This is a genomic window from Blastopirellula sp. J2-11 (genome assembly GCF_024584705.1).
In the GTDB taxonomy this organism is placed as follows: Bacteria; Planctomycetota; Planctomycetia; order Pirellulales; family Pirellulaceae; genus Blastopirellula.
The window spans coordinates 4038466-4060090 of the sequence record NZ_CP097384.1 but is presented as its reverse complement, the minus strand read 5'-3'; the positions used below and the strand labels follow the sequence as shown (position 1 = coordinate 4060090).

The window sequence follows — 21625 nt, the reverse complement described above, 5'->3', positions numbered from 1 at the left end:
CAAAGCGACGCAGAATGTCTCCTGTCATGACAGATTTGGGGGGGAAAGTCCTGTTGCTTGATTGGACGATTCGCCGATAATTTAATCTGGTTCAACGAGATTCAATAACCGGATTCTGGCTTGTGATTCGACGGGTAACGGCATTTCTGACGGTATCGGCCATGCTTTGGCATGCGATCGTCGGCTGTTGCGCTCATCACATGCATGTCGAAACCATCCCGGATGGGGTGAATCACGCCCAGCGCGAAACCGCTGCTGCCGACGCCTACGGCGGTTGCTGCACCCACTCGCATGAAGTCGCCGCTGTCGCGACCGAGGCCGAAACGCCTAATTGTCCCGATCACGAATCGGAATGTGCAGAGGCGAAATGCGTTTTTGTCGGCGCACGTTCGGACGACGCTTCCGCTTTGGCTGACAACTGGACGCAAGCGAATTTTCTGGGAGTTGGTGCAACTCAGATCGTTGCTGGCGAGTTGGACTCATTGCGTCTGCATTCTTTCCGTTTGGCGTCCCCCGCCGACGTCCCCCTGCGCCGGCATCTTGCGCTGAGCGTTTTGCGGATTTAAATCCGTTTCTCTTAACGTCGTTCCTTCTGTGCTTGGACGCCGTCGTTACGTTCTTGTTGACGTATCGGCAGTTTGGGCGTGTCGGTAAGTTCTTGGCTGATTGTGGAATCCTTCGTGCAGGTCACGAAACGTGCGTGCGTCTGCGGACGCGAGATTGGAAAATCGGATGAACGTTCCCCAAAAAACTGGCTCTGGTTGGATCTGGCCGACGGTTATTGTCGTCGGAACTCTTGCCGTCACGGCGGCTTCTTCTGTTTATTGGTGGCCGCTGCTTACCCAAAAAGCGGAGCCTGCGGCCGATTCGCACGCAGGTGATGCGCACGAGGATGAGCATGACCATGCACATGCCGGCCATTCGGAAGGGACTTCGATTGAGTTGAGCGCCAACGGACTGAAGAACATCGGCTATCGTCCGCTGACGCTGGAACTGGGGACCTATACGCGGCGGATCAATCTGCCGGCGATGGTGGTCGAAAGACCCGGTCGGACGCAGATTCATATCTCTTCTCCGCTGACCGGCGTCATCTCCAGGATCTACCCGATGCAGGGTTCCGCCGTTGCGCCTGGAAGCCCGTTGTTTGAGATCCGGTTGACCTTTGAAGAGTTGGTTACCGCGCAAAGCGATCTAATTCGGACCGCGGAAAACCTGGAAGTGGTGAACAGCGAGATCGCCCGTCTGACGTCGCTGACCGAGGGGATTGTGCCTGGGAAGCGCATCTTGGAACAGGAATACGAGAAGCAAAAACTCGAGGCTTCGCTCAAAGCGGACCGTCAGGCGTTGTTGTTACATGGTTTGACGCAGACGCAAGTCGATGCGATCACGCAAGAGCGACGGCTGTTCCAAACGTTGACGGTCAACGCTCCGGAGCATTCCCACGAAGGGGAGGCCTGCTCGATGGATCATTTCTTCCACGTGCAGAACATCGCCGTCAACGTCGGCCAACAAGTGCAAGCAGGACAGCTGATGGGGATCGTGGCCGATCATTGTGAGTTGTATATCGAAGGAAAAGCGTTTGAAGATGACGCGGTGCGATTGCGTGAAGCGGCGGCCAACGGATGGCCTGTCACGGCCGAATTAATGTCGGGCAAAGACGAACGGGAAAAAATCGAGAACTTGCAATTGCTGTACCTGTCGGACGTGGTCGATTCGCAGTCGCGTGCGTTTCATTTCTATCTAAGTCTGCCGAATGACGTCGTTACGGACAAAGCGGCCGCTAATGGGCATCGCTATATCGAATGGCGATTTAAGCCGGGGCAGCGGATGGAAGTGCGCGTGCCGATCGCTCAGTGGAAAGATCGTCTGGTCGTGCCGGTCTCGGCGATTGTGGAGGAAGGGGCCGAGTCGTACGTCTATCAACAAAATGGCGATCATTTTGATCGGGTGCCGGTGCATGTCGAATTCCGTGATCAAGAATCGGTGGTCGTCGCCAATGACGGATCGATTTTTCCGGGCGACGTGATCGCGGCTCGCGGCGCGTACCAAATTCATCTGGCGATCAAAAACAAGTCTGGCGGCGCGGTCGATCCGCATGCAGGACACAATCACTAGGGTCGTGCCGGAAGTCGCACGTCATTTCTCGCTTTCCACGACCATCAACCCTCGCTCATACGCATGCTTAATTCCATTATCCGCTTTGCGCTGCTGAATCGCCTGTTGGTGATCGCTTTGGCCATCTTTTTGCTGGTCTACGGCGGTTGGCAGGCAACTCAATTGCCGATCGACGTTTTTCCGAATCTCAATCGACCGCGCGTGGTCGTCATGACCGAAGCGCCCGGCATGGCGCCAGAGGAAGTGGAGACGCTGATTACCTTTCCGCTGGAAACGGTCTTAAATGGCGCGACCGGCGTGCAAGCGGTACGCACGCAGTCAGGCGTCGGTCTCTCGGTGATTTACGTCGAGTTCGATTGGGGGACCGACATCTACAACGACCGTCAGATCGTCGCCGAACGATTGGCGCTCTCGACCGATACTCTCCCGAAGACCGTGAAGCCGCAGTTGATGCCGATTTCTTCGATCATGGGTCAAATCATGATCATGGGGATGTATAGCGAAGGGGGCGTTACGCCGCCGATGGAACTGCGCACGGTCGCAGACTGGGTGGTGCGGCAGCGCCTGCTGACCATTCCCGGCGTCTCGCAAGTCGTCGTCATGGGGGGCGAACGAAAACAGTTTCAAGTGCTGGTCAACCCGAACGACATGCTCCGCTACGGCGTCAACCTGCATCAAGTGAAGCAGGCGCTTAGCGAAAGCAATCAAAACACGGCTGGGGGTTACCTGGATGATCAAGGGCCGAATGAATTGTTGGTGCGATCCCTGGGGCGCGTGACTTCGATCGACGAACTGTCGCGCATCGTGATCGCTCATCGCGATGGCCAATCGATCCGTCTTTCGCAGGTCGCCAAGATTGTCGAAGGCGCGCAGACGAAACGCGGCGACAGTACAGCGTTTGCGCGGGACGACGAAGGAAATTTTAGCGGCGGTCCCGCCGTGGTATTAACGGTGATGAAACAACCCGACGCCGACACGCGCCGCGTGACCGAACAAGTCGTCGAGGCGCTAACGGAATTGCAGCCTTCATTGCCGCCAGATGTGCGAATGTTACCGGATCTCTATCAGCAAAAGACGTTCATCGACTTGGCGATTGAAAACGTCATGGAAGCGCTGCGAGACGGCGGGATCCTGGTCGTGATCATCTTGTTTCTCTTCTTGATGAATTTGCGTACGACGTTCATTACGCTAACCGCGATTCCGTTGTCGATCGTCATCACGGCGCTGGTGTTCGCTACGTTCGGCTTGTCGATCAATACGATGACTTTGGGAGGCTTGGCGGTCGCGATCGGCGAGTTGGTCGATGACGCGATCGTGGATGTCGAAAATATCTTTCGCCGCTTGCGCGAGAACCGGCATAGTGACCATCCCAAGCATCCGCTGCTGGTCGTGTTTCAAGCAAGTTGCGAGATTCGTAATTCCATCGTCTACGGCACGTTGATCGTCGTGTTGGTGTTCGTGCCGTTGTTCGCACTTTCTGGGATGGAAGGACGTTTGTTCGCTCCGCTGGGAGTCGCCTACATCGTATCGTTGGTGTCGTCGCTCTTCGTCTCGTTAACCGTGACGCCGGTGCTGAGCTATTGGATGCTGGGGAACGAGAAATTCTCGCATGAAGAGAAAGATGGTTTTCTGCTACGCGGTTTGAAACGCCTGGCTGACGTCGTGATGAATTTCAGCGTTCGCATGGCGTGGCCTATTTTGGCGGTTGCGGCGGTCGCGGTGTCGATTTCTGGTTGGGGAATGTTGCAGCTAGAAAGCGACTTTCTCCCGCCGTTTAACGAAGGCGCCGTGCAAATCAATGTGGTTCTGCCGCCGGGAACTTCGTTGGCCAAATCGAATGAAATCTCGGATCGGGTCGAGAAGCGTCTGGAGGAAGTCCGTGACATCTCCGCGTTTGTCCGCAAGACGGGGCGCGCCGAGTTAGACGAGCATGCCGAAGGGGTCAACATTAATGAATTTGTCGCAACGATCGATCCCAAAACAACCAACTCTCGCGAAGAAGTGATCGACGAAATCAGCGAAGCGCTGGCCGATGTTCCAGGGATTGTGACCGCGGTCGAGCAACCGCTGGCCCACTTGATCTCGCACATGCTGTCAGGCGTCAAAGCGCAAATCGCGATCAAGCTGTATGGCGACGACTTGGATGTGTTGCGCCGCGAAGCGCAAAAGATGCAGGCCGCCATCGCCACGGTGCCCGGCGTCCGTGATTTGCAGATTGAACAGCAAGTGAACATTCCGCAGCTACGGATCGAAGCGGATGGACACAAGTTGGAGCAATATGGTTTGCGCCGTATGGATGTCAACGAATTTGTCGAGACTGCGATGCAAGGAGAAGTTGTTTCTCAAGTCTTGGACGGGCAACGAACGTTCGATTTGTTGGTCAAACTCGACGAACCATTTCGCGAAGATCGAAACGCGATGAGTCGTCTGATTTTAGAAACTCCAACCGGCGGCGCGGTGAAGTTAGAAGATGTCGCTCGAATTTATGAGTCAGATGGGCCGAACACGATCAATCGCGAGCAGGTGCGACGACGAATTATCGTTCAGTGCAACGTCAGCGGTCGCGGTCTGGTCGATGTGGTGGAAGAGATCAAGCAGCGCTTGGCGCCGATCGAAGCGAGTTTGCCGACCGGATACTTCACCGAGTATAGCGGTCAATTTGAAAGCCAGCAGTCGGCGTCGCGGATGATTACGGTCTTGTTCGCGATCTCGATGGTCGGCATGTTTTTGGTCCTTTACAAAATGTTTCAGTCGGTCAATCTGTCGCTGCAAGTGATGATTGCGTTGCCGATGGCGTTTATCGGATCGGTCGCCGCACTTTATCTGACGGGACAAACGTTGACCGTCGCCAGCATGGTCGGCTTTATCTCGCTGTGTGGGATTGCGTCGCGTAACGGTATTTTGTTGATTAACCATTACCTTCACTTGGTGAAGTACGAGGGAGAAACCTGGTCGCGAGAGATGATTATTCGCGCCGGCAAAGATCGACTGGCTCCCGTGTTGATGACGGCGTTGACGTCAGGCATCGGCCTGGTGCCGCTAGCGATGGCGGCCGGAGAGCCGGGCAAAGAAATTCTTTATCCGGTTGCGACCGTGATTATCGGCGGCTTGATCACCAGCACGTCGCTCGAGTTTCTCGTCCGACCGGCTCTCTTTTGGACGCTTGGCATTCATGCGGCCCGCAAGATCGTCGCGTCCAACGAGCAGGAAATTGTGCTGGTGGAAGAGGATGAAGAGAGGCACGCTCACGCGAAGTCTTAATACGATGATTTTTGCGCGATCGCCTGAACGGCGATCGCTTTTCAATTACTAGTTTCCAGGAGTAACTATCGATGAAAATGACTCAGCTGTTCGCCGGTCAAACGGCCCGTTTTATCGCAACGACATTGCTGTTGTTGTCGCTGTCTGCGTTTGGCTGTTCCAGTTCCACCGCAGACAAGCCGAGCGGTGATGGGCACTCGGAACATGATGGCCATGACCACGACCATCCGAGCGAAGGTCCTCATGGCGGTTCGTTGATCGAGCTTGGCGCGGAAGAGTATCACGCCGAACTCGTTCATGACGAAAAAGCGGGCAGCGTGACGATCTATCTGTTGGACTCCGCTGCGAAAGTCGCAACGCCGATCGATGCGACCGAGCTGACGATCAATCTGAAGCATGACGGCATGGGAGAGCAGTTCAAACTGACCGCTTCACCGGACGCCGGCGATCCAACCGGAAAGTCGTCGAAGTTCGTCTCGAGCGATGCGGAACTCGCGGAAGATTTGGATCATGAAGGCGCCGACGCCCAACTGGTGGTCACCATCGGCGGCAAGCAATATCGGGGAGCAGTCGCTCACGATCATGACCACGAAGGTCACGATCACTAAATCTCTGCGAAAGACAAAACCCGGCGCGGCGAACGAAACGTCACGCCGGGTTTTTAGGTGGGAAAATCGCCGACGGCGTTATCCTAAGCGAGACTGACGCCGAGTCGTCGGCGTCAGTTCGACGTAGTTCATTACTGGAAATCGACGTTGCAGCCGGCCTTCGATCGCTTCGCCGAGATTCTGCAATACGCCGTCGTATTCTAGCACCTTGTCCACGCCGCAAAATTTGCCATAGCGACGAGCGACCGCTTGGGGCTGCGAAGAATAGAGCCAGACAATCGGCAAACAGTGATTCAGCCGCAATTTGAAGGTAATCAGGCAGCCTGATTCGTCCGGCATGGCGTCATTGACGATCACCAACTGCGGGTCGTAGAGATTCATGCAGGCGGCAACATCGCTGGCCTGTTCGGCGCGAATCACCTGCCAGCCGCAGTCAGCGAGTCGCATGCGGATTTCGACATATGCTTCATCGCGAAACTCAACGACAAGCGCTGTCTGTTCAAACGGCGATTCTTCTAAACGCCGCACAATCGCGGGGAAGAAAGTGGGATCGATGCGACGGCTGAACAACTCACTGCGATCCGATTTCATTTTTTCGAACATAGCAAGACTCTCGTAATAAAGTAATCAGCATGGTAAAGCGACGATAGAAAGGGGCGAACCTCCCTGCGACTTCGAATGGCGAGTCGATAGGAGGCTGCGTCGCTTTAAAGCAGAAAACGCGAGAGCGTGGCGCAGCGCATCAGCGCTGGGATCGCAGGACGACCGCCTGCGTGGCCCGAGAAAAGATCTTGTGCGGTTGATTCTCTGCGCACTTGTTGCGAACAAGTCGCGAAGCGGATGGCGATATCGACGTCATCGGTAGAGCGACTTTCGCGGGCGACGATCGAGGATTGCTGCGGCGTGTCGTGATGACACTGACAAGGACAATCGCTTCCGCGATGAGGCGTGACAACCGGATGACGATGCGCCGCCGCATCTGGCGCCGACGCCGTGCAACTGGTGCAAACGCTGGCGAGCGCTTGCAGGCAACCGCAAACTTCGAGCGTATGACTGGGGAGCGACAACAGAATCCCCAAGACCCAAACCGTAGTTCGCATCGCAATCGATCGGCGGGTGAGAGGGAAAGACATCCGGTGATCCGCGGTGGTACGGAAGGAAGAAATTCAAAAGGGGAGCGGCGCTTCTACTCATTACGAAGCAACCGGCGATTGGGTTGGGGCGTCGCCTACGTTTTCGTCACGTCAGCGCCGTTCTTTTGAAGCTAACATACTCGCCGAACCGATGGAACGGCGAATATGGTTAACTTCGATTAAGGGATGCAGCCAAACAGGGGGTGGCCGCTTCCGTTATTTCTGCAGGCTTCCCTGCAGCATCAGGCCGCGAATTTCCATGGCCGAAATCCACAGTTCGCGCTGCGAATCCAAGTACGCCAAATTCGTCTGGAAGTAAGTTCGCTGAGCGCTCAACAGATCAAGCACGCTAAATTCGTCCGCTTCGTAGCCGGTGCGAATGAGCGTTAACGAACGATTGGCGTTTTCTAAGATGCCCCCTTCGCGAGCATATTGATTGACCTGGTTGCGGGCGCTTTCGTATCGCTGAAAGGCGATCGCCAGGCGAGCTTGCAGGTCCATCGACAGCTTGTCGGCTGCACGATTGGCGGCCGCCGCTTCGGCATGCGCTTGTTGGATGCCGCCTTGGTTGCGATTCCACAGGGGCAAAGGAAGCGTGACTTGCAGGTTGCCGTCGGTCCCGCGCGTGCCGCGGTCATCTTGAATGATCGCTTGAACTTCGATATTGGGAATGACCTGGGCGTAGGCTCTTTGCACCGCCCAATGCGCCGCTTCGACGTTCGCCAATGCGGCGGCTATCTCGGGACTGTCTCGCATGAGGGTTGCTAGCGTTTCGTCCCACTGCAGTTTCAAATCTTCGGCTTTGATTTCTCCTTCAAGCCGCTGTAGTTGGAAGTCGGGCAGGCCAAGCACGGCGGTAAGTCGTCGCCAAGCTTCGATATGCTGGTTGATGGAGTTTTGCAGAACGATTCGTGCGGTGTCCGCTTCGACACGGGCACGCAGCGGATCCGCCTGGCTGACTTCCTGTCCTTTGAAGAGGGCTTCGGCGCTCTGCTCTCCTTTTTCGGCGATTTGCACCAACTGGGTCGCCAGTTCGCGTCGACGCTGAGCGATCAGCACGTCGTAGTAGCCGATTCGGACGTCGGTCAAAACACGCAGTCGAAACGCATCCCGGTCACGTTCCGCTTTTTGGATTTCCCAGGCCGCGACTTCGCGGTTCAGGCCCAGCTTGTTGCCGGTGACAAACTCTTGGCCGACATACATGCCGGTTTGCGTCGCCAGACCCCCGCTACCGAGTTGCTGACCCGAATAGCCCAAGACTGGATTCGGGGCGATCCCGACTTGCAGCCAATTGCCGTGAGCCGCGTTGACGCGTGCGACCGCTTCGGCCATGGCCGGATTGTTTTGCAGAGCCAATTGCTCAAGTTCGGGCAACGACCATTGGCTGGCCGGCGGTGCGATCGCCTCGGGCGGCGCGGCGTTCTGTTGGTATGCGACCAGTTTAGCCGCCGGCAAATCTTGCGGCGGCGCTGTCGCTGCTGGTTGTAGATCACTGGAACTGGCCAGCGCTTGTTCGGCCGAGACGATCACGCTCGAAGGCGATGCGGCCGTGGAGGCGAGAGTGGTCGATTCGTGCCGGATTGCGGATGTGCGACATCCGCCGGCTATCGCCGCGAGTCCGATCGTGAAGGCGATGCTTGCCTTATTCATAAAGTCCATCCAGTGGGATATCCCAGGAAAGTCTGTTTCATTTTCGCGCAAGCGCCATCACGTTTCACGAAGTGATTGTGATGAATTCTTCGGTTGCCGCGATTAAACCAGTTGATAGGTTGACGCCCTGTCGCGCAATTACGCGGATGAGCGGCGCCGATCATTCGGGCTAGGAAAACTTTGACGCGTGTTTTCCTACTGCCGCTAGCAAGGTCGGCGATGCGTTGTTAGGCGAAGAAAAGCGGATCGCTTTACGTCAGAAAACGACAGAGTACGGCGCATGTTTCCATGGCGCTGGCGGTTTGTCGGACGTGAGCCAACGCGCCGCGCTGGGAAGAAGTGCGATGGGGGATCGCCGAAAAATGGGCCCAACCCCAGTAGTTGGCGACCTGTCCGCGAACTTGAAATGCCGACGTGCCTGGCTGCTGCGGCTGCGTGTGATGGTCGCACTGACATTGAGAATGACCGGTCGAGACCGAATCGAACTGACAGCAGACGCCGGTGCAGCGATCGTGCTGGCACAGATGAGAGCAATTGGCGCCGTGTTGATGGTCATGTCGATGTTCGACATGCTCCTGGGCGCAGTGGTCGCATTGGCAGCGCATCGCAAAGATCGCTTGTGCTGGCGCAAGTAGTGCAGCCAGCCAAAGGAAGCATTTCGCGATGAAGGTTATTTGTCGCACGCCGATAGACTCACAGAGAAAATAAACTCACTCTTGTCGCATCGGTTGTCGCGATTGTCCGTCTTGAAAAAATCGTAACGGCCAGGCAAAGCTTCGCGAATGTCCCCAGTTCGACGCAGAAATCGCCGCTTGACGGGAACCTTGTCTAGGATGAAATGCGGGCCGAAATTTGTTCGGCCGTTTGTTTCACCGCGTCGATTAATTGCGGTTTCGAGATGTTATCGACACGCGCTGTCGGAATGCTGACGCTGACGGCGGCTACAATGTCACTGCCGTCACGGATCGGCGCGCCGATGCAGGTCACGCCGATATCGTTTTGATCTTGTTCCATCGCATATCCCTCTTTGCCGACACGATCATGGATCTCGCGCAATGCTTGGGGATCGATGACGGTCTGGGGAGTTCGCGCGACCAGTTTGACATGGGCGATTAGCCCGTTCCAGTCATCTTCGCTTAGTTCAGACGTGAGCGCTCGACCGAGCGCGGTCGAATAAAACGGGTCCTTGCTGTTGGCCTCGACCACCAAGCGAAACGGATGTCGACTTTCGAGGACCTGCAAGTAACGAATCGACGTTCCCCGCAAGACGCCCAAGTTGACGGTCTCGCCGGTCAAGTCATGCAACTGGCGCAAAAAGGGATCGGCCGCTTCCAGCAAATGATCATCCAACTTGCCAAGGGTCATGCGGCGCAGCTTGCCGGTCAGCTGATACTTTCCCTTGTCGACACGGCAAACGTAACCAAGTTCGACCAGGTCTTGCAGCAAACGATGGACGGTCGGCTTGTGGTAGCCCAGTTCGCTGACGATTTCAGCCAACGGCATCTCGCCATCAGCCGACGCTAATACCTCGAGTACGTGAAACGCTTTTCCTAACGAAGATGTCAGCATCGATTGTCCACAATTTTCCAGACCAGACTTCACCCTAGAATCGGCGCATGCTCCACAGCGCCAGGCGAATGCGAACTAGCCATTCTAAGCCGCATGCTACCACTCTTCGACCGCAGATATTGCTTTTTTGGTCAGGAAGTTGTCGTTGGGACAGCGGACAGGCGGCTAATGTTCTGTCACGCGACAATTTTCAGGCGCCATGTTTTTATTAGCCGTAGTGCGTTAGCACCGGTTTCTGATGGGAACTCATTTGCGAAAGACAATTGGTGACAGAAACCGCGGCTAACGCCGTGCGGCTGATTTCGTGGAAGCCGAAAATAGCGGTTTGACAGAACACTAGGGCGTTGCGACGCCGTCGGTCGGAAGCGTCTCATTCCAGGCAAGCACCGCCTGTTTTAAGCGATTGACGATGCGCGGACGCCGCTGCGCCATGTTTTTCATTTCGCCGATATCCTTGGTCAGATCGTAAAGTTGAACCGCTCCTCCGTCGAGATTACAGAGCAATTTCCAGTGGCCGTCGCGTACGGCCAGGTCAGGATTAGGAGACTTTGGCGGCCCTGGTCGATCAGGCGGACGACGCCAAAAGAGCGGACCGCTGCGTTGGGCTTGGGTCTTGCCGAGCAGCGCCGCCGAGAGATTTTCTCCATCACCCTGGTATCCCTTAGGCGTTGCTGCGCCGGTCAGCGCGAGGAGGGAAGCAACCAGATCGACGCTCGAGACGATGGTCGTGTCGTTCGTCTCTCCGACAGCGGTCGCGTCGATCCAGCCGGGGCCCCAAACGATCAAAGGACTGCGAACGCCTCCTTCGTACAGGTCTCCTTTGGCGCCGCGCAATGGTCCGCCGCGGCCGGCGCCTGGTTCATGACCATTGTCGCTGGCTAACAGGATTAGCGTATTGTCACGCAACTTGGGATCGCTGCGCACGCGATCGATCAACAGGCCCAGTTGCTCGTCCATCGTTTTCAGCACGCCCAGATAGAGCGTTCGCTTCGCTTGATCGCCGCGTCTTGCTTCTGGCGGAAAGAACGGCGAGTGAACGTCGTCGGGCCAAACGTTGATGAAGAACCGTTGGTCGGCGGCGACCGAAGCATCGATAAACAGCAGCGCTTCTTCCACAAAACGCGCGGTGATTTGCGAGCGATCTTTCCACTCAATCGGACCATGCCCCAACGTAGCGCTTCCCAGGTCGTGACGCTGGGGATCTTTGCCGTCATAGGCGTCGCAAAGGGGAAGGACGCGGGGACCAAGTCCTTCAAAATTGGTCAGCGAAGCGTCAAAGCCATACTCGGTAATCAGCGGAGCGTCGCCGACGTCACGTTGTCCGCCGAGATGCCATTTGCCGAAATGGCCGGTCGCGTAGCCCTGCTCGGAGAGCATTCGCGGCAACGTCGCCGCACGGACGTCGAGCCACTGCGCCATGCCGCGCTGCTCGTTCATTTTGCGGTTGGCCAGATAAGACGTAATGCGATGTCGGGCCGGATAATATCCCGTGGTCAGCGCCGTGCGCGAAGGAGAGCAGATCGGCGAGTTGACGTAGAAGTTGGTGAACTTCAAGCCTTCGCTCGCCAAGCGATCAATGTTGGTCGTCTCGACATCCTGCCCGCCGAAACAGGAAAGATCGGCCCAGCCCATGTCGTCGATGAACAGCGTGATGACGTTTGGCGGATTCTTCCCCTGCGAGAGCAACGTCGGCATTCCGTAGACGATCTGCTGATCTTGTTGCTCGCTCATCCAAGCGTCAAGTTGGCTTTTCAACTGCTGTTTGGTAGCGGCATGCGACGGATCGTCGGCCAGATTGTTTTGCTCCAGCGGATCGGTCGTCAGGTCGTATAGTTCTTCCGGCGGCCGTTGTTGATATCGATTTACCTTGCGGGCCGCTTCGGCGCTGGTCTTCGCTTTTTTGACCCAGCTATTCCAATAAGCTTCTTCCTTGTCGGCCTTCGTGACGTGCGACTCGTAGAGAAACTCAGGGTGCAGATTGCGGATGTATTTGAACCGCTCGGTTCGCACGCTCCGCGTGGGATAAACGTTGAAGTTGCTGTCGCCGCTATGCGTGGTGAAAATCAGGTCGCGATGCGCTTCGGTCGTTCCGCGCAGCACCGGTAGGATCGAACGCCCGTCTAAATTCTCCGCCGGTTTTCCGCCGGCCGCTTCTACCAGGGTGGGTAGCAGGTCAACCCACGAGACCATCGCGCTGGTCCTCTTTTTTTCCTGCACCTGGCCTGGCCAAACCACGATCAGCGGCGTGCGAATGCCGTCGTCATATAGATTCCACTTGCCGAACGGCCATTGGGCGCCGTGATCGCTGGTATGAATGAAGAGGGTGTTTTCGCCCAGTTTCGCGTAGGCGGCGTCAAAGACTTCTCCCAGTTCGTCATCCATCGTGCGGATGGCCTGATAGTATTTTGCGCGAGCATCCCGCGTCTCCGGCGTGTGGACATGCTTTAGCGGGATTCGAATCGACTGGCGATCGATGGAGGTCGCTCGAGGCCACGGAACATGCGGCCAATTGGTGCCGACGAACAAACAGAGCGGCTTGGCGCTCTCGCGGGCTTGCAGCCATTTCACCGCTTCGCCCACCGCGACATCGTCGTGGTAGCCGAAGTGTCGCGCCAGATCAAAGCCATACTCGGGCGTTTGAGCGTAGTGACCTACTTTGCCGAACGAGACGACCTCGTAACCAAGCTCCTGCAAATAGGCGGGCAGCTTCTTGATCTCGGCTTGAGGTCGAGCATGATTCCGCTCGGCGCCGTTGCGAGCCGGCATCAATCCGGTCAGCAGCGCAGCGCGACTTGGGGCGCAGGAGGGGGAAGCGACAAACGCTTGATCAAACGTCATCCCAGCATCGGCCAAACGTTGCATGTTCGGCGTATCGATATCGGTAGCGCCATAAACCGAAGAGTCGGTCAACGTGTGATCGTCTGAAAGAAAGATGACGATATTCGGCGGCTGGCTCTCTGCGGCAGATGCGCTGTAACCCAGGCAAGAGCTCAGCGCCAAAATGAAAAGTAGTAATCGTGAATTGCATGACATAGAGAGACGGCTCAGCAATGGGGGAAGTGAGAAGCGTGTTGACTTGAGTTTCGTCGATCGACAGGGCCTGGTCAAACGAAGCAGGTTCGGTGCGTTGGATTTCTAAATCGAGTTGAGATTGATTTCTGCGGACATTGACAAGCAACGGCGATAATCGTATTTTACCAATAGTTAATTTAACTATGAGGTAAAATGGTTACGGCGGACGAAAAACTCTCGGCGACCTTTGCGGCGCTGGCCGATCCCACGCGCCGCGCAATTCTCGCGAGGCTTTCTGCGGGCGAAAAATCGGTCACCGAATTGGCCGAGCCGTTCGAGATGACGATGCCGGCGATCACCAAGCATTTGAAAGTGTTGCAGCGAGCGGGTTTGGTGGAGCGCAGCCGGAAGGCGCAGTGGCGCCCTTGCCGCTTGCAGGGAGAACCGCTGAAAGCGGCGGCCGATTGGATCGCTCAATACAGCGACTTCTGGGAGCAGAGCCTGGATCGTCTTGACGCCTATTTGCAAGCCAAAACCAAACAGAAAGTTAAACGTGTCCGAAAAAAATGAGCCGATCGTTTTGACGATTCGCCGCGCATTTCCTTACTCGGCCGAGCTGGTCTTCGACGCCTGGCTCGATCCAGAAGTCGCGCGGCAGTGGCTGTTCGCAACCGCGACCGGCGAGATGAAAACGGTTGAAATGAACCCGGTTGTTGGGGGAGAATTTCTCCTTGCCGAACAACGGGGAGAGACTCTCGCCGAACACTTTGGCGAGTATCTGGAGATCGACCGACCGCGGCGCCTGGTTTTTGCCTTTGCAACGATCCGCAATGAAGAGCCAACCCGGGTGACCGTAGAGATTGCTCCGACCGACGCCGGCTGCATCCTAACGCTGGTTCACGAGATGGATCCGAAATGGATCGAATACAAAGATCGATCCGAAGCTGGCTGGACGAAGCTGTTGGAGAACTTGGAAGCGACGCTGGCGGCGATGTAATCCAAATCGCTAGTGATAGAATCGTGGAAATAGGAACGACGTGACACGAGCCCGCTACGCAAGTTGGAAGGTGGGCTATTTCAAACCGATTGAACACCAGCCAGAGGCGCAAGCCGATGGAATGCGATTGGCCACTTCAGTCTGAGTTAGGATCGCTGACCGTATTCCATCGGCTTGCGCCTCTGGCTGGTATGACGATTTTGGGCTGATTCTGGCCGTGTTCCATTGTTGTTACCGAAAATTGTCGCTTCACAGAGCACTCTGGTATTGCACGCGTTCAAATCTTGCGCGATAGCGAATATCGCTCCGCGTCCAGATGCGGCGTTTCGTCGTTCATCAGTTCCGCAACCAACTTGCCGGTGCCGGGGGACATCGACAGACCCAGCATGTTGTGTCCGGCGGCGACATAGACGTTGCCCAGTCGCGGCGAACGATCGATAAACGGCGTGCTGTCTGGCGTCATCGGACGCCAGCCGCACCATTTTTCGACGATCGGTTCGACGTGCGGATTCTTAAGGTAGACTTCGGCGCCATGCTTGAGCAGCGAGAGTCGTTTTTCGCGGATCGAGTTGTCGTAACCGGCGAATTCCATCGTCGATCCCAAGCGATAGCCGCTTTCCCACGGCGTGACGCCGACGTGATGTTGCTCTAGCAGCATCGGGTACTTAGGACAGATCGCGGGCCGCGGCATCGTGATCGAATAGCCTTTGCCGGGCTGAATCGGAATCTTGCAGCCGATCTGTTGATTGAGAAACGGAGTCCAGGCCCCAGCGGCGATCAAAAAATCTTCGGCGTCGATCGTCCCGGTCGACGTTTCGGCGGCGGTCGCTGACTTGCCGCTTTTTGCAAATTGCAGAAACTCGCAATTTTCCCGGATTTCGACCCCCATTCGCTCCAGCACTTGGCGCCAAGCGGTCATCAGGCGATCAGGACGTAGATGGGCGTCGCCGCTAAAGAGCCAGCCACCTGCCAGGCCGGGCTTCAATGCCGGCTCCAATTCGTTCAGCGACTCCCCAGCATAGGGAGCGGCGAAGACGTTGAACTCGCGTGAAACTAACTCGTTCACATGGGCGAAATCGTCGAACTCATGCCGGTCTTTGTAGACGAACAGCAATCCCCGCTCTTCAAATTCGCAGTCCATTTGCTCGTCGGCGATGATCTGGCTATAGAGTTGTCGCGACGACTGCAACAGCGCATGAATTGCGGCGGCCGATTTCATCATCGGGCCGCTGCGGCAGCGCAGCGCGAATCGAGTCAACCATCTCCAGAGGGCAGGGGAAAAGCGGAACCGAATCGAGAAGGGAGAATTCGGTTTTAGCATCGACAGCAGCGACGGCAGTAAAACGCCTGGCTGCGCCAGCGGCAAGACATGGCTGGGTGAAACGTAGCCGCAATTCGCGTGCGAACAGGCGGCGCCAAATTCAGTTTTGTCGATCAGGACGACGTCGCGACCTGATTTGGCCAGAAAATAGGCCGAGGCGGCGCCGACGACGCCTCCACCGATGACGATGGTTCGCCGAGTGCTCACGGGTGCTTCAACTCTTGCTGGCGGTTTAGCGGGCTTGGATGCCGAACGCAAATTGGTCGGCCGGGTTGATGATCAATTGAGAGACAGCGGTGACATAGGCCGAGCCGCGAATCGTCGGTACGATCTGATCATCCACTAAATCATAACTGGCCTGAAAAATGCTTCCAGTGATGGACTCTTGTCGCCAGATTTGTCCCGGCGCCAATTTGCCTTCCGCCGCCAGGATGGCGATTTTGGCCGAAGTACCGGTGCCGCAAGGAGATCGATCGTATTCTCCCCCGGGACAAAGGACAAAATTCCGCGAGTTGGCGGCGAGTTCGCTGCTCGGTTGGCCATAAAGTTCGATGTGGTCGATCCGGCCTTCGTGGGCGCCGGTCACCTTTTGCTTGTCGAGCGTATGGCGAATCGCTTTGGTGAACCGAAGGAGTTCGTCTCGGTCGGAGTAGCTTAACGTCATCGCCGGCGATTTGACCAGGTAAAACCAATTGCCGCCGTACGCGACATCCCCCATCACGCTGCCGTAGCCTGGGACGTTAAGTTCCAGATCGGCCAGATGGCGATAGCTGGGAACATTGCGGACGCTGACTTCCCCATTTTCGTGAAGGGTCGCCAGCACGTCGCCGACTGGAGTTTCGATCCGATGTTTTCCCGGCTGGATCTTGCGTTGATAGGCGAGCGTCGCGACAACTCCGATCATGCCGTGACCGCACATGCCGAGAACGTCGACGTTATTGAAAAAGATGACTCCAGTTACTGCTAGAGGATTGGTTGGCGGCGTTAGAATGGCGCCGACCATCGCTTCTGAGGCGCGCGGCTCTGTGCAAGTCGCGCGGCGAATCCAGTCAAACTTTTCCTGGAAGAGGGTTCGCCTCTGCGCTAACGGACCAGTTCCCAGGTCAAGATCTTGATCGATAACGCGGGTCGGTTCGCCCCCGGTGTGGGAATCGACCACCGAGAGCGTTGTCACCGATTGGGGAAGTGGGGGCACAGGATCCTCTTAGGCGGTGAGCACCGGTCGCGTGTTGATCGCCTGGCGGATGATGCGCAAAATCTGGTCGCGTTCGGCGCCGATCAACGGAAGGCGCGGAGGCCGGGTCGTCTCGGCGCCAAATCCGCATTCCTGGACCGCTAGCTTGATATATTGCACAAGCTTCCTGTCGGTGTCGAGATGCAACAGTGGAGTATACCAGCGATAGATTTCGACTGCTTCGGCGTAACGTCCTTCGGCCGCCAAGTCCCAGAGCAAGCGATTTTCGGCGGGGAAAGCGTTGACCAGTCCAGAAACCCAGCCGTCGATTCCCAATACCATGCTTTCCAGCACGACGTCATCGACGCCGCAGAACAACAGGAAGCGATCGCCGCAGACGTTGCGGATATCGGTGATTCGACGCGTATCTTCGCTCGACTCTTTGATCGCGACAAACTTCGGCTCGTCGGCCAAGTCGGCGAATTCTTCCGGCGTGATGTCGACTTTGTAGGCGATCGGATTGTTGTAAATCATGATCGGCAGGTCTGACGCGGCGGCGACCGAGCGAAAGTGAGCCGCCGTTTCGCGGCTGTCTGAACGATAGACCATCGCCGGCAGCACCATCAGACCATCAACGCCGATACGAGCAGCATCCGCAGCAAACCGACAAGCCGTTTGCGTGGTATACTCGGCGACTCCAGTCAAGAGCGGGACGCGGCCATGGACATGGTCGACGCAGGCTCGGAGAACTTCCAATTTTTCCTCATAACTCAGCGAGCAGTTCTCGCCGACGGTACCCAGCATAATCATCCCATGCACGCCGGCATCGATCATCTGGTCAACGTGCCGCAGCGTCGCAGGAATGTTGAGGGTCATATCCGCATTGAACTGCGTCGTCGCTGCCGGAAATACTCCGCTCCAATCGACATTCATTCGGTAGGTCCTTTGGACGAACAAGGCGTCTTTTGTGTACAAAGACATGCTAGGCGATTCATCTCGCTTCGTCAATCAAATTGCGTAAAATCTTAGGCGCCCTTGCTCGCCCCATTCTCAAGGATCTTTGCCCGTGTCGTTGTCTGATCGCATCGCGGAAGAACTTTCGGATCGCATTCACGCGCGAGAATCGTTGCCAGAACCATTCTCCATCGCAAATGTCGCCCGGGTATTCGACGTTAGCGCCTCTCCGGTTCGGACTGCGTTTGATCAATTAGTCGAGGAAGGTTTGCTGATTCGGGACGCTGCAGGGCGACTCGCTCCCAATCCCGAGCGGCGTCTCAAACGCCGGCCTAAGCGCGAGAATACACAAGAAGCGTCGCTCGAAATCCGGATTCGCGAGTTCATCATCCGCCGCAGCTTGGCCGGGGACGACTCCTTTTTGCGCGAGGAAGCGACGGCCGAGCACTTTGGGGTCAGCCGAACCGTCTTGCGGCATTGGCTCGGAAAATTAGCAGGCCAAGGTTTTGTCGAACACGTTCAGCGGCGCGGCTGGCGAAGTCGCGTGTTTTTGCCGAAGGATCTTGAGCACTATTCCGAAGTGCGCGAAATGTTTGAGCTGATGGCGCTGCGATCGGTACAGGATCAATTGGACGCGACGATGCTGGAAGAGATCTTGGCCGGCAATCAGCCGTCGTCGGATGGGAAGCCGCAGATCGATAACCGCCTGCATAGCTATTGGATTGATCTCTCCGGAAATCACTATATTCGCGATTTCTTTGAGCGGCACGGCGTCTTTCACGCGGCGATCTTTGATTTGGCGACCGTCGAGATGTCGGCGGTCGAGGAAATGGCCGAGCAACACCGCGTGATTCTTGAATCGCTACTTTCGCAAAATTGGAAAAAAGCGGAGAGCGTGCTGTCGGAGCATATTCGCTCTCAGATCCCTCGCGTCGAAAAAATGTTGGCCCAGATTCGTTCCGAAGGGAAATAACGTCGGCCATCTATGGAAGGGCAAATGCCAGGATCTCGCAGGCATTCGCCTGGATTGTCGTGGCTGGATCGGGTTATAAACGTTTGTGCAGCTTTGGATTTGCGCAAATTTTCCCACTTTGCTTATCCCTAGCCCTCGTCGTTTACGCCTAAGTAGACGGTGGTCACGAAGCTACTTGCGAGGAATCCCGACCGATGAACGGTCTACTACAAAAAATCATGTGGGCGACGCTGCGGTTTTTGCTTCGCTTTCGCTATCGGGTCGAATTGCACGGCTTGGATCAGTTACGGAGCGTTCAGGGCCCGGTTTTGGTATTGCCTAATCATCCGGCTTACGTCGATCCTCCCCTGGTCTTGAGCCATCTGCGGTTTGGGCGATCGCTGCGACCGTTGGTCTTTGCCGACACCTTTCGGAGTTGGATTTTCTATCCCTTCTGCAAAGCGAGCCACGCGTTTGAAGTTCCGAATCTGAAAAGTCATAGCCGTGACGCGCATCGCCAGACGACCGAGATGATTGATCAGGTGGTCGCAGGCGTCGAAGCTGGAAATGACTTTTTGATCTATCCCTCGGGGCGGTTAAAACGTCAAGGAACCGAAGTGATCGGCGGCGCTCGGATGGCGTACGAGTTGCTAAAGCGCTCTCCTGATCTGCAAGTCATCCTGGTCCGCACCGAAGGCATGTGGGGAAGCCGCTTCGGCTGCGCGCAGACCGGCGGAGTTCCTGATCTGGCCGGCGCCGCTCGTATGGCGCTCTGGAGCTTGATTTCGAGCTTTCTATTCTTCGTGCCCAAACGCAAGGTTTCGCTCACCGCCCAAGCGATCGATCGCAACCAACTGCCGCTCGAAAGCAAAGAATCGCTGAATCGCTTTCTGGAAGCGTGGTACAACGCCCACGGCGGCGAAGAGCCAAAGTTCGTTCCTTACAATCCCTGGTTCGGCCCGCGTGAATTTGACTTCGACGCCGTCCAACGCGAAGGCGCCGTCGACGCCGATGCGGTCCAACCGGCCACAAAACAGGCGATCGCCGAGATGCTGACCGAACATCTGGGGCGTCCTTTGGAGCCGGCCGAAACCAGCCCGACGACGACCCTCGACGCGTTGGGGCTCGACAGTCTCGAGCGTATGGACATGGCGCTCGAAATGGAGCGAGAGTTCGGTTTTCGCAGCAATCACGTGCCGACCACCGTGGGCGAAATGTGGTTGTTGGCCGAAGGGCAACTGGCCTCGGACGAAAATGACGAAGCCAAGATTCCCGAAATCTGGAGCAAGCCGCCAAAAGATGATGGAACAATTCCCAAGGCGCTCGGAGAAACGTTGGCCGAATCATTCGTGCTGCGCGCGATCGAACGCCCCGACTCGGCCGCCGTCGCTGATCAACTCTCCGGCGTTCTGACCTATCGCAAGTTGCTGACCGGTGCGACGCTCCTCTCCAAACGGATCGCCAAGCTCGAAGGAGACGCGGTTGGTATTTTGCTACCGGCCTCGGTCGCCGCCGATACGGTGTTTTTGGCGATTCAGTTGGCCGGCAAATTGCCGGTCATGTTGAACTGGACGACCGGCGACGCAGGCCTGCAGCATGCAATCAAAAAGCTGGAAGTGAAAAATGTGCTGACATCCCAGCGATTCCTGGATCGACTCGGCATCGAAATACCCGCCGCCGAAGTGGTTAGTCTGGAAGCGATGCGCGGCGGAATCGGCAAGTGGGAGCAGTTGTCGACTTACGCGGCGACTTATCTCGCTCCGCAATCGTTCTTACGGAATCTGCCAAAGCCCGACCGCGACGCTCCAGCGGCCGTGTTGTTTACCTCAGGATCCGAAACGCTGCCGAAAGCGGTTCCGTTGTCGCATCGCAACTTGATTGCCGACATCAACGCCGGCGTCAATCTGATTCAATTTGGCCAAAGCGATGTCCTGTTCGGCTTCTTACCTCCGTTCCACAGCTTTGGGTTGACCGCCGCGTTCCTGATGCCGGTCCTGACCGGGATCCGCGTGGTGCACTATCCCGATCCGACCGATGCCCGCGGATTGGCCCGCATCATTCGCAGCTATAGCGCGACGCTGATGTTTGCGACCCCCACGTTTTTGCAGTACATCTTTGGCGTCAGTACGCCGGAGGATTTGCAAACGTTGCGAACAGTGATGGTCGGCGCCGAGAAATGCCCGGACGCATTGCATGATCGTTTTGAAGCGGCGTTGCCCAGCGCGGTCCTCTTGGAAGGGTACGGTATCACCGAGTGCTCGCCGGTCGTCTCCGGCAGTCGTCCGACCGACAGTCGCCGCGGTACGATTGGCAAACCGCTCGATTGCGTCGAGATGTTGATCGTGCACGCCGAAACGCATCAGCCGATCGTCGACGGCGAGACCGGGCTGTTGCTGGTGCGCGGCGAAAGCATTTTCAGCGGCTATCTGAAACATGACGGCCCGCAGCCGTTTGTCGAAATCAACGGCGCCGCTTGGTACAACACCGGCGATCTGGTGATGAAAGACCCCGACGGCTTTTTCCACTTCCGCGGGCGGATGAAGCGGTTTTTGAAGATCGGCGGCGAGATGGTCTCGTTGCCGGCGCTCGAAGAACCGCTCGCCAAAGCGTTTCCCAGCGGTGACGAGGGGCCGCAAATCGCCGTCGAAGGAGTCGAACTGGATGGGGGGCGAAAGATCGTCCTGTTTACTTGCGCCGAGATTTCGCTGCGTGACGCGAACGCTTTGATTCGCGAAGCCGGCATGCAAGGAATCATGCGACTTGACGAAGTTCGCTTGGTTGAGCAGATACCGGTCCTGGGAACCGGCAAAACCGATTATCGCACTCTGCGGAGTTGGGTCAGCGAGATGCCGACTTCCGCCGAGCAAAAATCGGCGTAG

Annotated in this window: 17 protein-coding genes; 8 read left to right on the top strand and 9 right to left on the bottom strand. The window is 56.7% G+C overall.

Annotated elements, in window-relative coordinates; translation table 11 throughout:
- Window positions 1-122: 122 nt before the first annotated feature.
- The 4 genes from M4951_RS16145 to M4951_RS16130 all read left to right on the top strand — a co-directional run bounded on the left by M4951_RS16145 (window position 123) and on the right by M4951_RS16130 (window position 5984).
- Window positions 123-566, top strand: coding sequence for a hypothetical protein (locus M4951_RS16145; RefSeq protein WP_262022682.1), 444 nt, complete (start codon window positions 123-125; stop codon window positions 564-566).
- Window positions 567-732: 166 nt separating this feature from the next.
- Window positions 733-2115: an efflux RND transporter periplasmic adaptor subunit gene (locus tag M4951_RS16140; RefSeq protein ID WP_262022681.1), complete on the top strand. Its 1383-nt coding sequence runs from the start codon at window positions 733-735 to the stop codon at window positions 2113-2115.
- A gap of 63 nt (window positions 2116-2178) precedes the next feature.
- Window positions 2179-5376 carry an efflux RND transporter permease subunit gene (locus M4951_RS16135; RefSeq protein WP_262022680.1) on the top strand — a complete coding sequence of 1066 codons (3198 nt, stop codon included), beginning with the start codon at window positions 2179-2181 and terminating at the stop codon, window positions 5374-5376.
- Window positions 5377-5447: 71 nt separating this feature from the next.
- Window positions 5448-5984 (top strand): hypothetical protein, encoded by a 537-nt coding sequence (locus M4951_RS16130; protein ID WP_262022679.1) that lies wholly within the window; start codon window positions 5448-5450, stop codon window positions 5982-5984.
- 78 nt (window positions 5985-6062) lie between these two features.
- On the opposite strand, the gene M4951_RS16125 is transcribed toward M4951_RS16130, so the two are convergent.
- The 6 genes from M4951_RS16125 to M4951_RS16100 all read right to left on the bottom strand — a co-directional run bounded on the left by M4951_RS16125 (window position 6063) and on the right by M4951_RS16100 (window position 13369).
- Entirely contained in the window at window positions 6063-6587 is a 525-nt protein-coding gene (locus M4951_RS16125) for a hypothetical protein (RefSeq protein ID WP_262022678.1), read from the bottom strand.
- 104 nt (window positions 6588-6691) lie between these two features.
- Window positions 6692-7117, bottom strand: coding sequence for a hypothetical protein (locus tag M4951_RS16120; protein ID WP_262022677.1), 426 nt, complete (start codon window positions 7115-7117; stop codon window positions 6692-6694).
- Between the two features lie 216 nt (window positions 7118-7333).
- Window positions 7334-8767, bottom strand: coding sequence for a TolC family protein (locus M4951_RS16115; RefSeq protein WP_262022676.1), 1434 nt, complete (start codon window positions 8765-8767; stop codon window positions 7334-7336).
- A 251-nt stretch (window positions 8768-9018) separates the two neighbouring features.
- A complete protein-coding gene (locus M4951_RS16110) occupies window positions 9019-9450 on the bottom strand; it encodes a hypothetical protein (RefSeq protein ID WP_262022675.1) in 432 nt (143 codons plus the stop codon).
- A gap of 145 nt (window positions 9451-9595) precedes the next feature.
- Window positions 9596-10336, bottom strand: a complete 741-nt coding sequence (locus tag M4951_RS16105) for an IclR family transcriptional regulator (RefSeq protein WP_262022674.1) — start codon at window positions 10334-10336, stop codon at window positions 9596-9598.
- A 336-nt stretch (window positions 10337-10672) separates the two neighbouring features.
- The gene (locus M4951_RS16100; RefSeq protein ID WP_262022673.1) at window positions 10673-13369 is read right to left on the bottom strand and encodes a sulfatase-like hydrolase/transferase; all 2697 of its coding nucleotides are present in this window, start codon (window positions 13367-13369) and stop codon (window positions 10673-10675) included.
- Window positions 13370-13561: 192 nt separating this feature from the next.
- On the opposite strand from M4951_RS16100, the gene M4951_RS16095 reads away from it, so the two are divergent.
- Both M4951_RS16095 and M4951_RS16090 read left to right on the top strand, forming a co-directional pair.
- The gene (locus M4951_RS16095) at window positions 13562-13918 is read left to right on the top strand and encodes an ArsR/SmtB family transcription factor (RefSeq protein ID WP_262022672.1); all 357 of its coding nucleotides are present in this window, start codon (window positions 13562-13564) and stop codon (window positions 13916-13918) included.
- Window positions 13902-14345, top strand: a complete 444-nt coding sequence (locus tag M4951_RS16090) for an SRPBCC family protein (RefSeq protein ID WP_262022671.1) — start codon at window positions 13902-13904, stop codon at window positions 14343-14345. The genes M4951_RS16095 and M4951_RS16090 overlap by 17 nt, the downstream gene beginning before the upstream one ends.
- 277 nt (window positions 14346-14622) lie before the next feature.
- Here M4951_RS16090 and M4951_RS16085 read toward each other — a convergent pair whose 3' ends face one another.
- Genes M4951_RS16085 through M4951_RS16075 form a run of 3 tightly spaced genes read right to left on the bottom strand, consistent with a single transcriptional unit; the run spans window position 14623 to window position 17773 of the window.
- On the bottom strand, window positions 14623-15873 hold the full coding sequence (locus M4951_RS16085; protein WP_262022670.1) for an NAD(P)/FAD-dependent oxidoreductase: 1251 nt from the start codon (window positions 15871-15873) through the stop codon (window positions 14623-14625).
- A 25-nt stretch (window positions 15874-15898) separates the two neighbouring features.
- Window positions 15899-16840, bottom strand: coding sequence for a proline racemase family protein (locus M4951_RS16080; protein WP_410050437.1), 942 nt, complete (start codon window positions 16838-16840; stop codon window positions 15899-15901).
- Window positions 16841-16870: 30 nt separating this feature from the next.
- Window positions 16871-17773: a dihydrodipicolinate synthase family protein gene (locus M4951_RS16075; protein ID WP_262022668.1), complete on the bottom strand. Its 903-nt coding sequence runs from the start codon at window positions 17771-17773 to the stop codon at window positions 16871-16873.
- A gap of 133 nt (window positions 17774-17906) precedes the next feature.
- Here M4951_RS16075 and M4951_RS16070 point away from each other — a divergent pair, with 133 nt between their 5' ends.
- Complete coding sequence (locus M4951_RS16070; protein ID WP_262022667.1) at window positions 17907-18767, top strand: GntR family transcriptional regulator; 861 nt, start codon at window positions 17907-17909, stop codon at window positions 18765-18767.
- Between the two features lie 194 nt (window positions 18768-18961).
- The gene (locus tag M4951_RS16065; protein WP_262022666.1) at window positions 18962-21625 is read left to right on the top strand and encodes an AMP-binding protein; all 2664 of its coding nucleotides are present in this window, start codon (window positions 18962-18964) and stop codon (window positions 21623-21625) included.

Bases quoted from the DNA above. Each gene is read 5' to 3' on its own strand.
- M4951_RS16140 (WP_262022681.1), top strand. From the start codon at position 733: ATGAACGTTCCCCAAAAAACTGGCTCTGGTTGGATCTGGCCGACGGTT.
- M4951_RS16135 (WP_262022680.1), top strand. From the start codon at position 2,179: ATGCTTAATTCCATTATCCGCTTTGCGCTGCTGAATCGCCTGTTGGTG.
- M4951_RS16130 (WP_262022679.1), top strand. From the start codon at position 5,448: ATGAAAATGACTCAGCTGTTCGCCGGTCAAACGGCCCGTTTTATCGCA.
- M4951_RS16125 (WP_262022678.1), bottom strand. From the start codon at position 6,587: ATGTTCGAAAAAATGAAATCGGATCGCAGTGAGTTGTTCAGCCGTCGC.
- M4951_RS16120 (WP_262022677.1), bottom strand. From the start codon at position 7,117: ATGTCTTTCCCTCTCACCCGCCGATCGATTGCGATGCGAACTACGGTT.
- M4951_RS16115 (WP_262022676.1), bottom strand. From the start codon at position 8,767: ATGAATAAGGCAAGCATCGCCTTCACGATCGGACTCGCGGCGATAGCC.
- M4951_RS16105 (WP_262022674.1), bottom strand. From the start codon at position 10,336: ATGCTGACATCTTCGTTAGGAAAAGCGTTTCACGTACTCGAGGTATTA.
- M4951_RS16100 (WP_262022673.1), bottom strand. From the start codon at position 13,369: ATGTCATGCAATTCACGATTACTACTTTTCATTTTGGCGCTGAGCTCT.
- M4951_RS16095 (WP_262022672.1), top strand. From the start codon at position 13,562: ATGGTTACGGCGGACGAAAAACTCTCGGCGACCTTTGCGGCGCTGGCC.
- M4951_RS16075 (WP_262022668.1), bottom strand. From the start codon at position 17,773: ATGAATGTCGATTGGAGCGGAGTATTTCCGGCAGCGACGACGCAGTTC.
- M4951_RS16065 (WP_262022666.1), top strand. From the start codon at position 18,962: ATGAACGGTCTACTACAAAAAATCATGTGGGCGACGCTGCGGTTTTTG.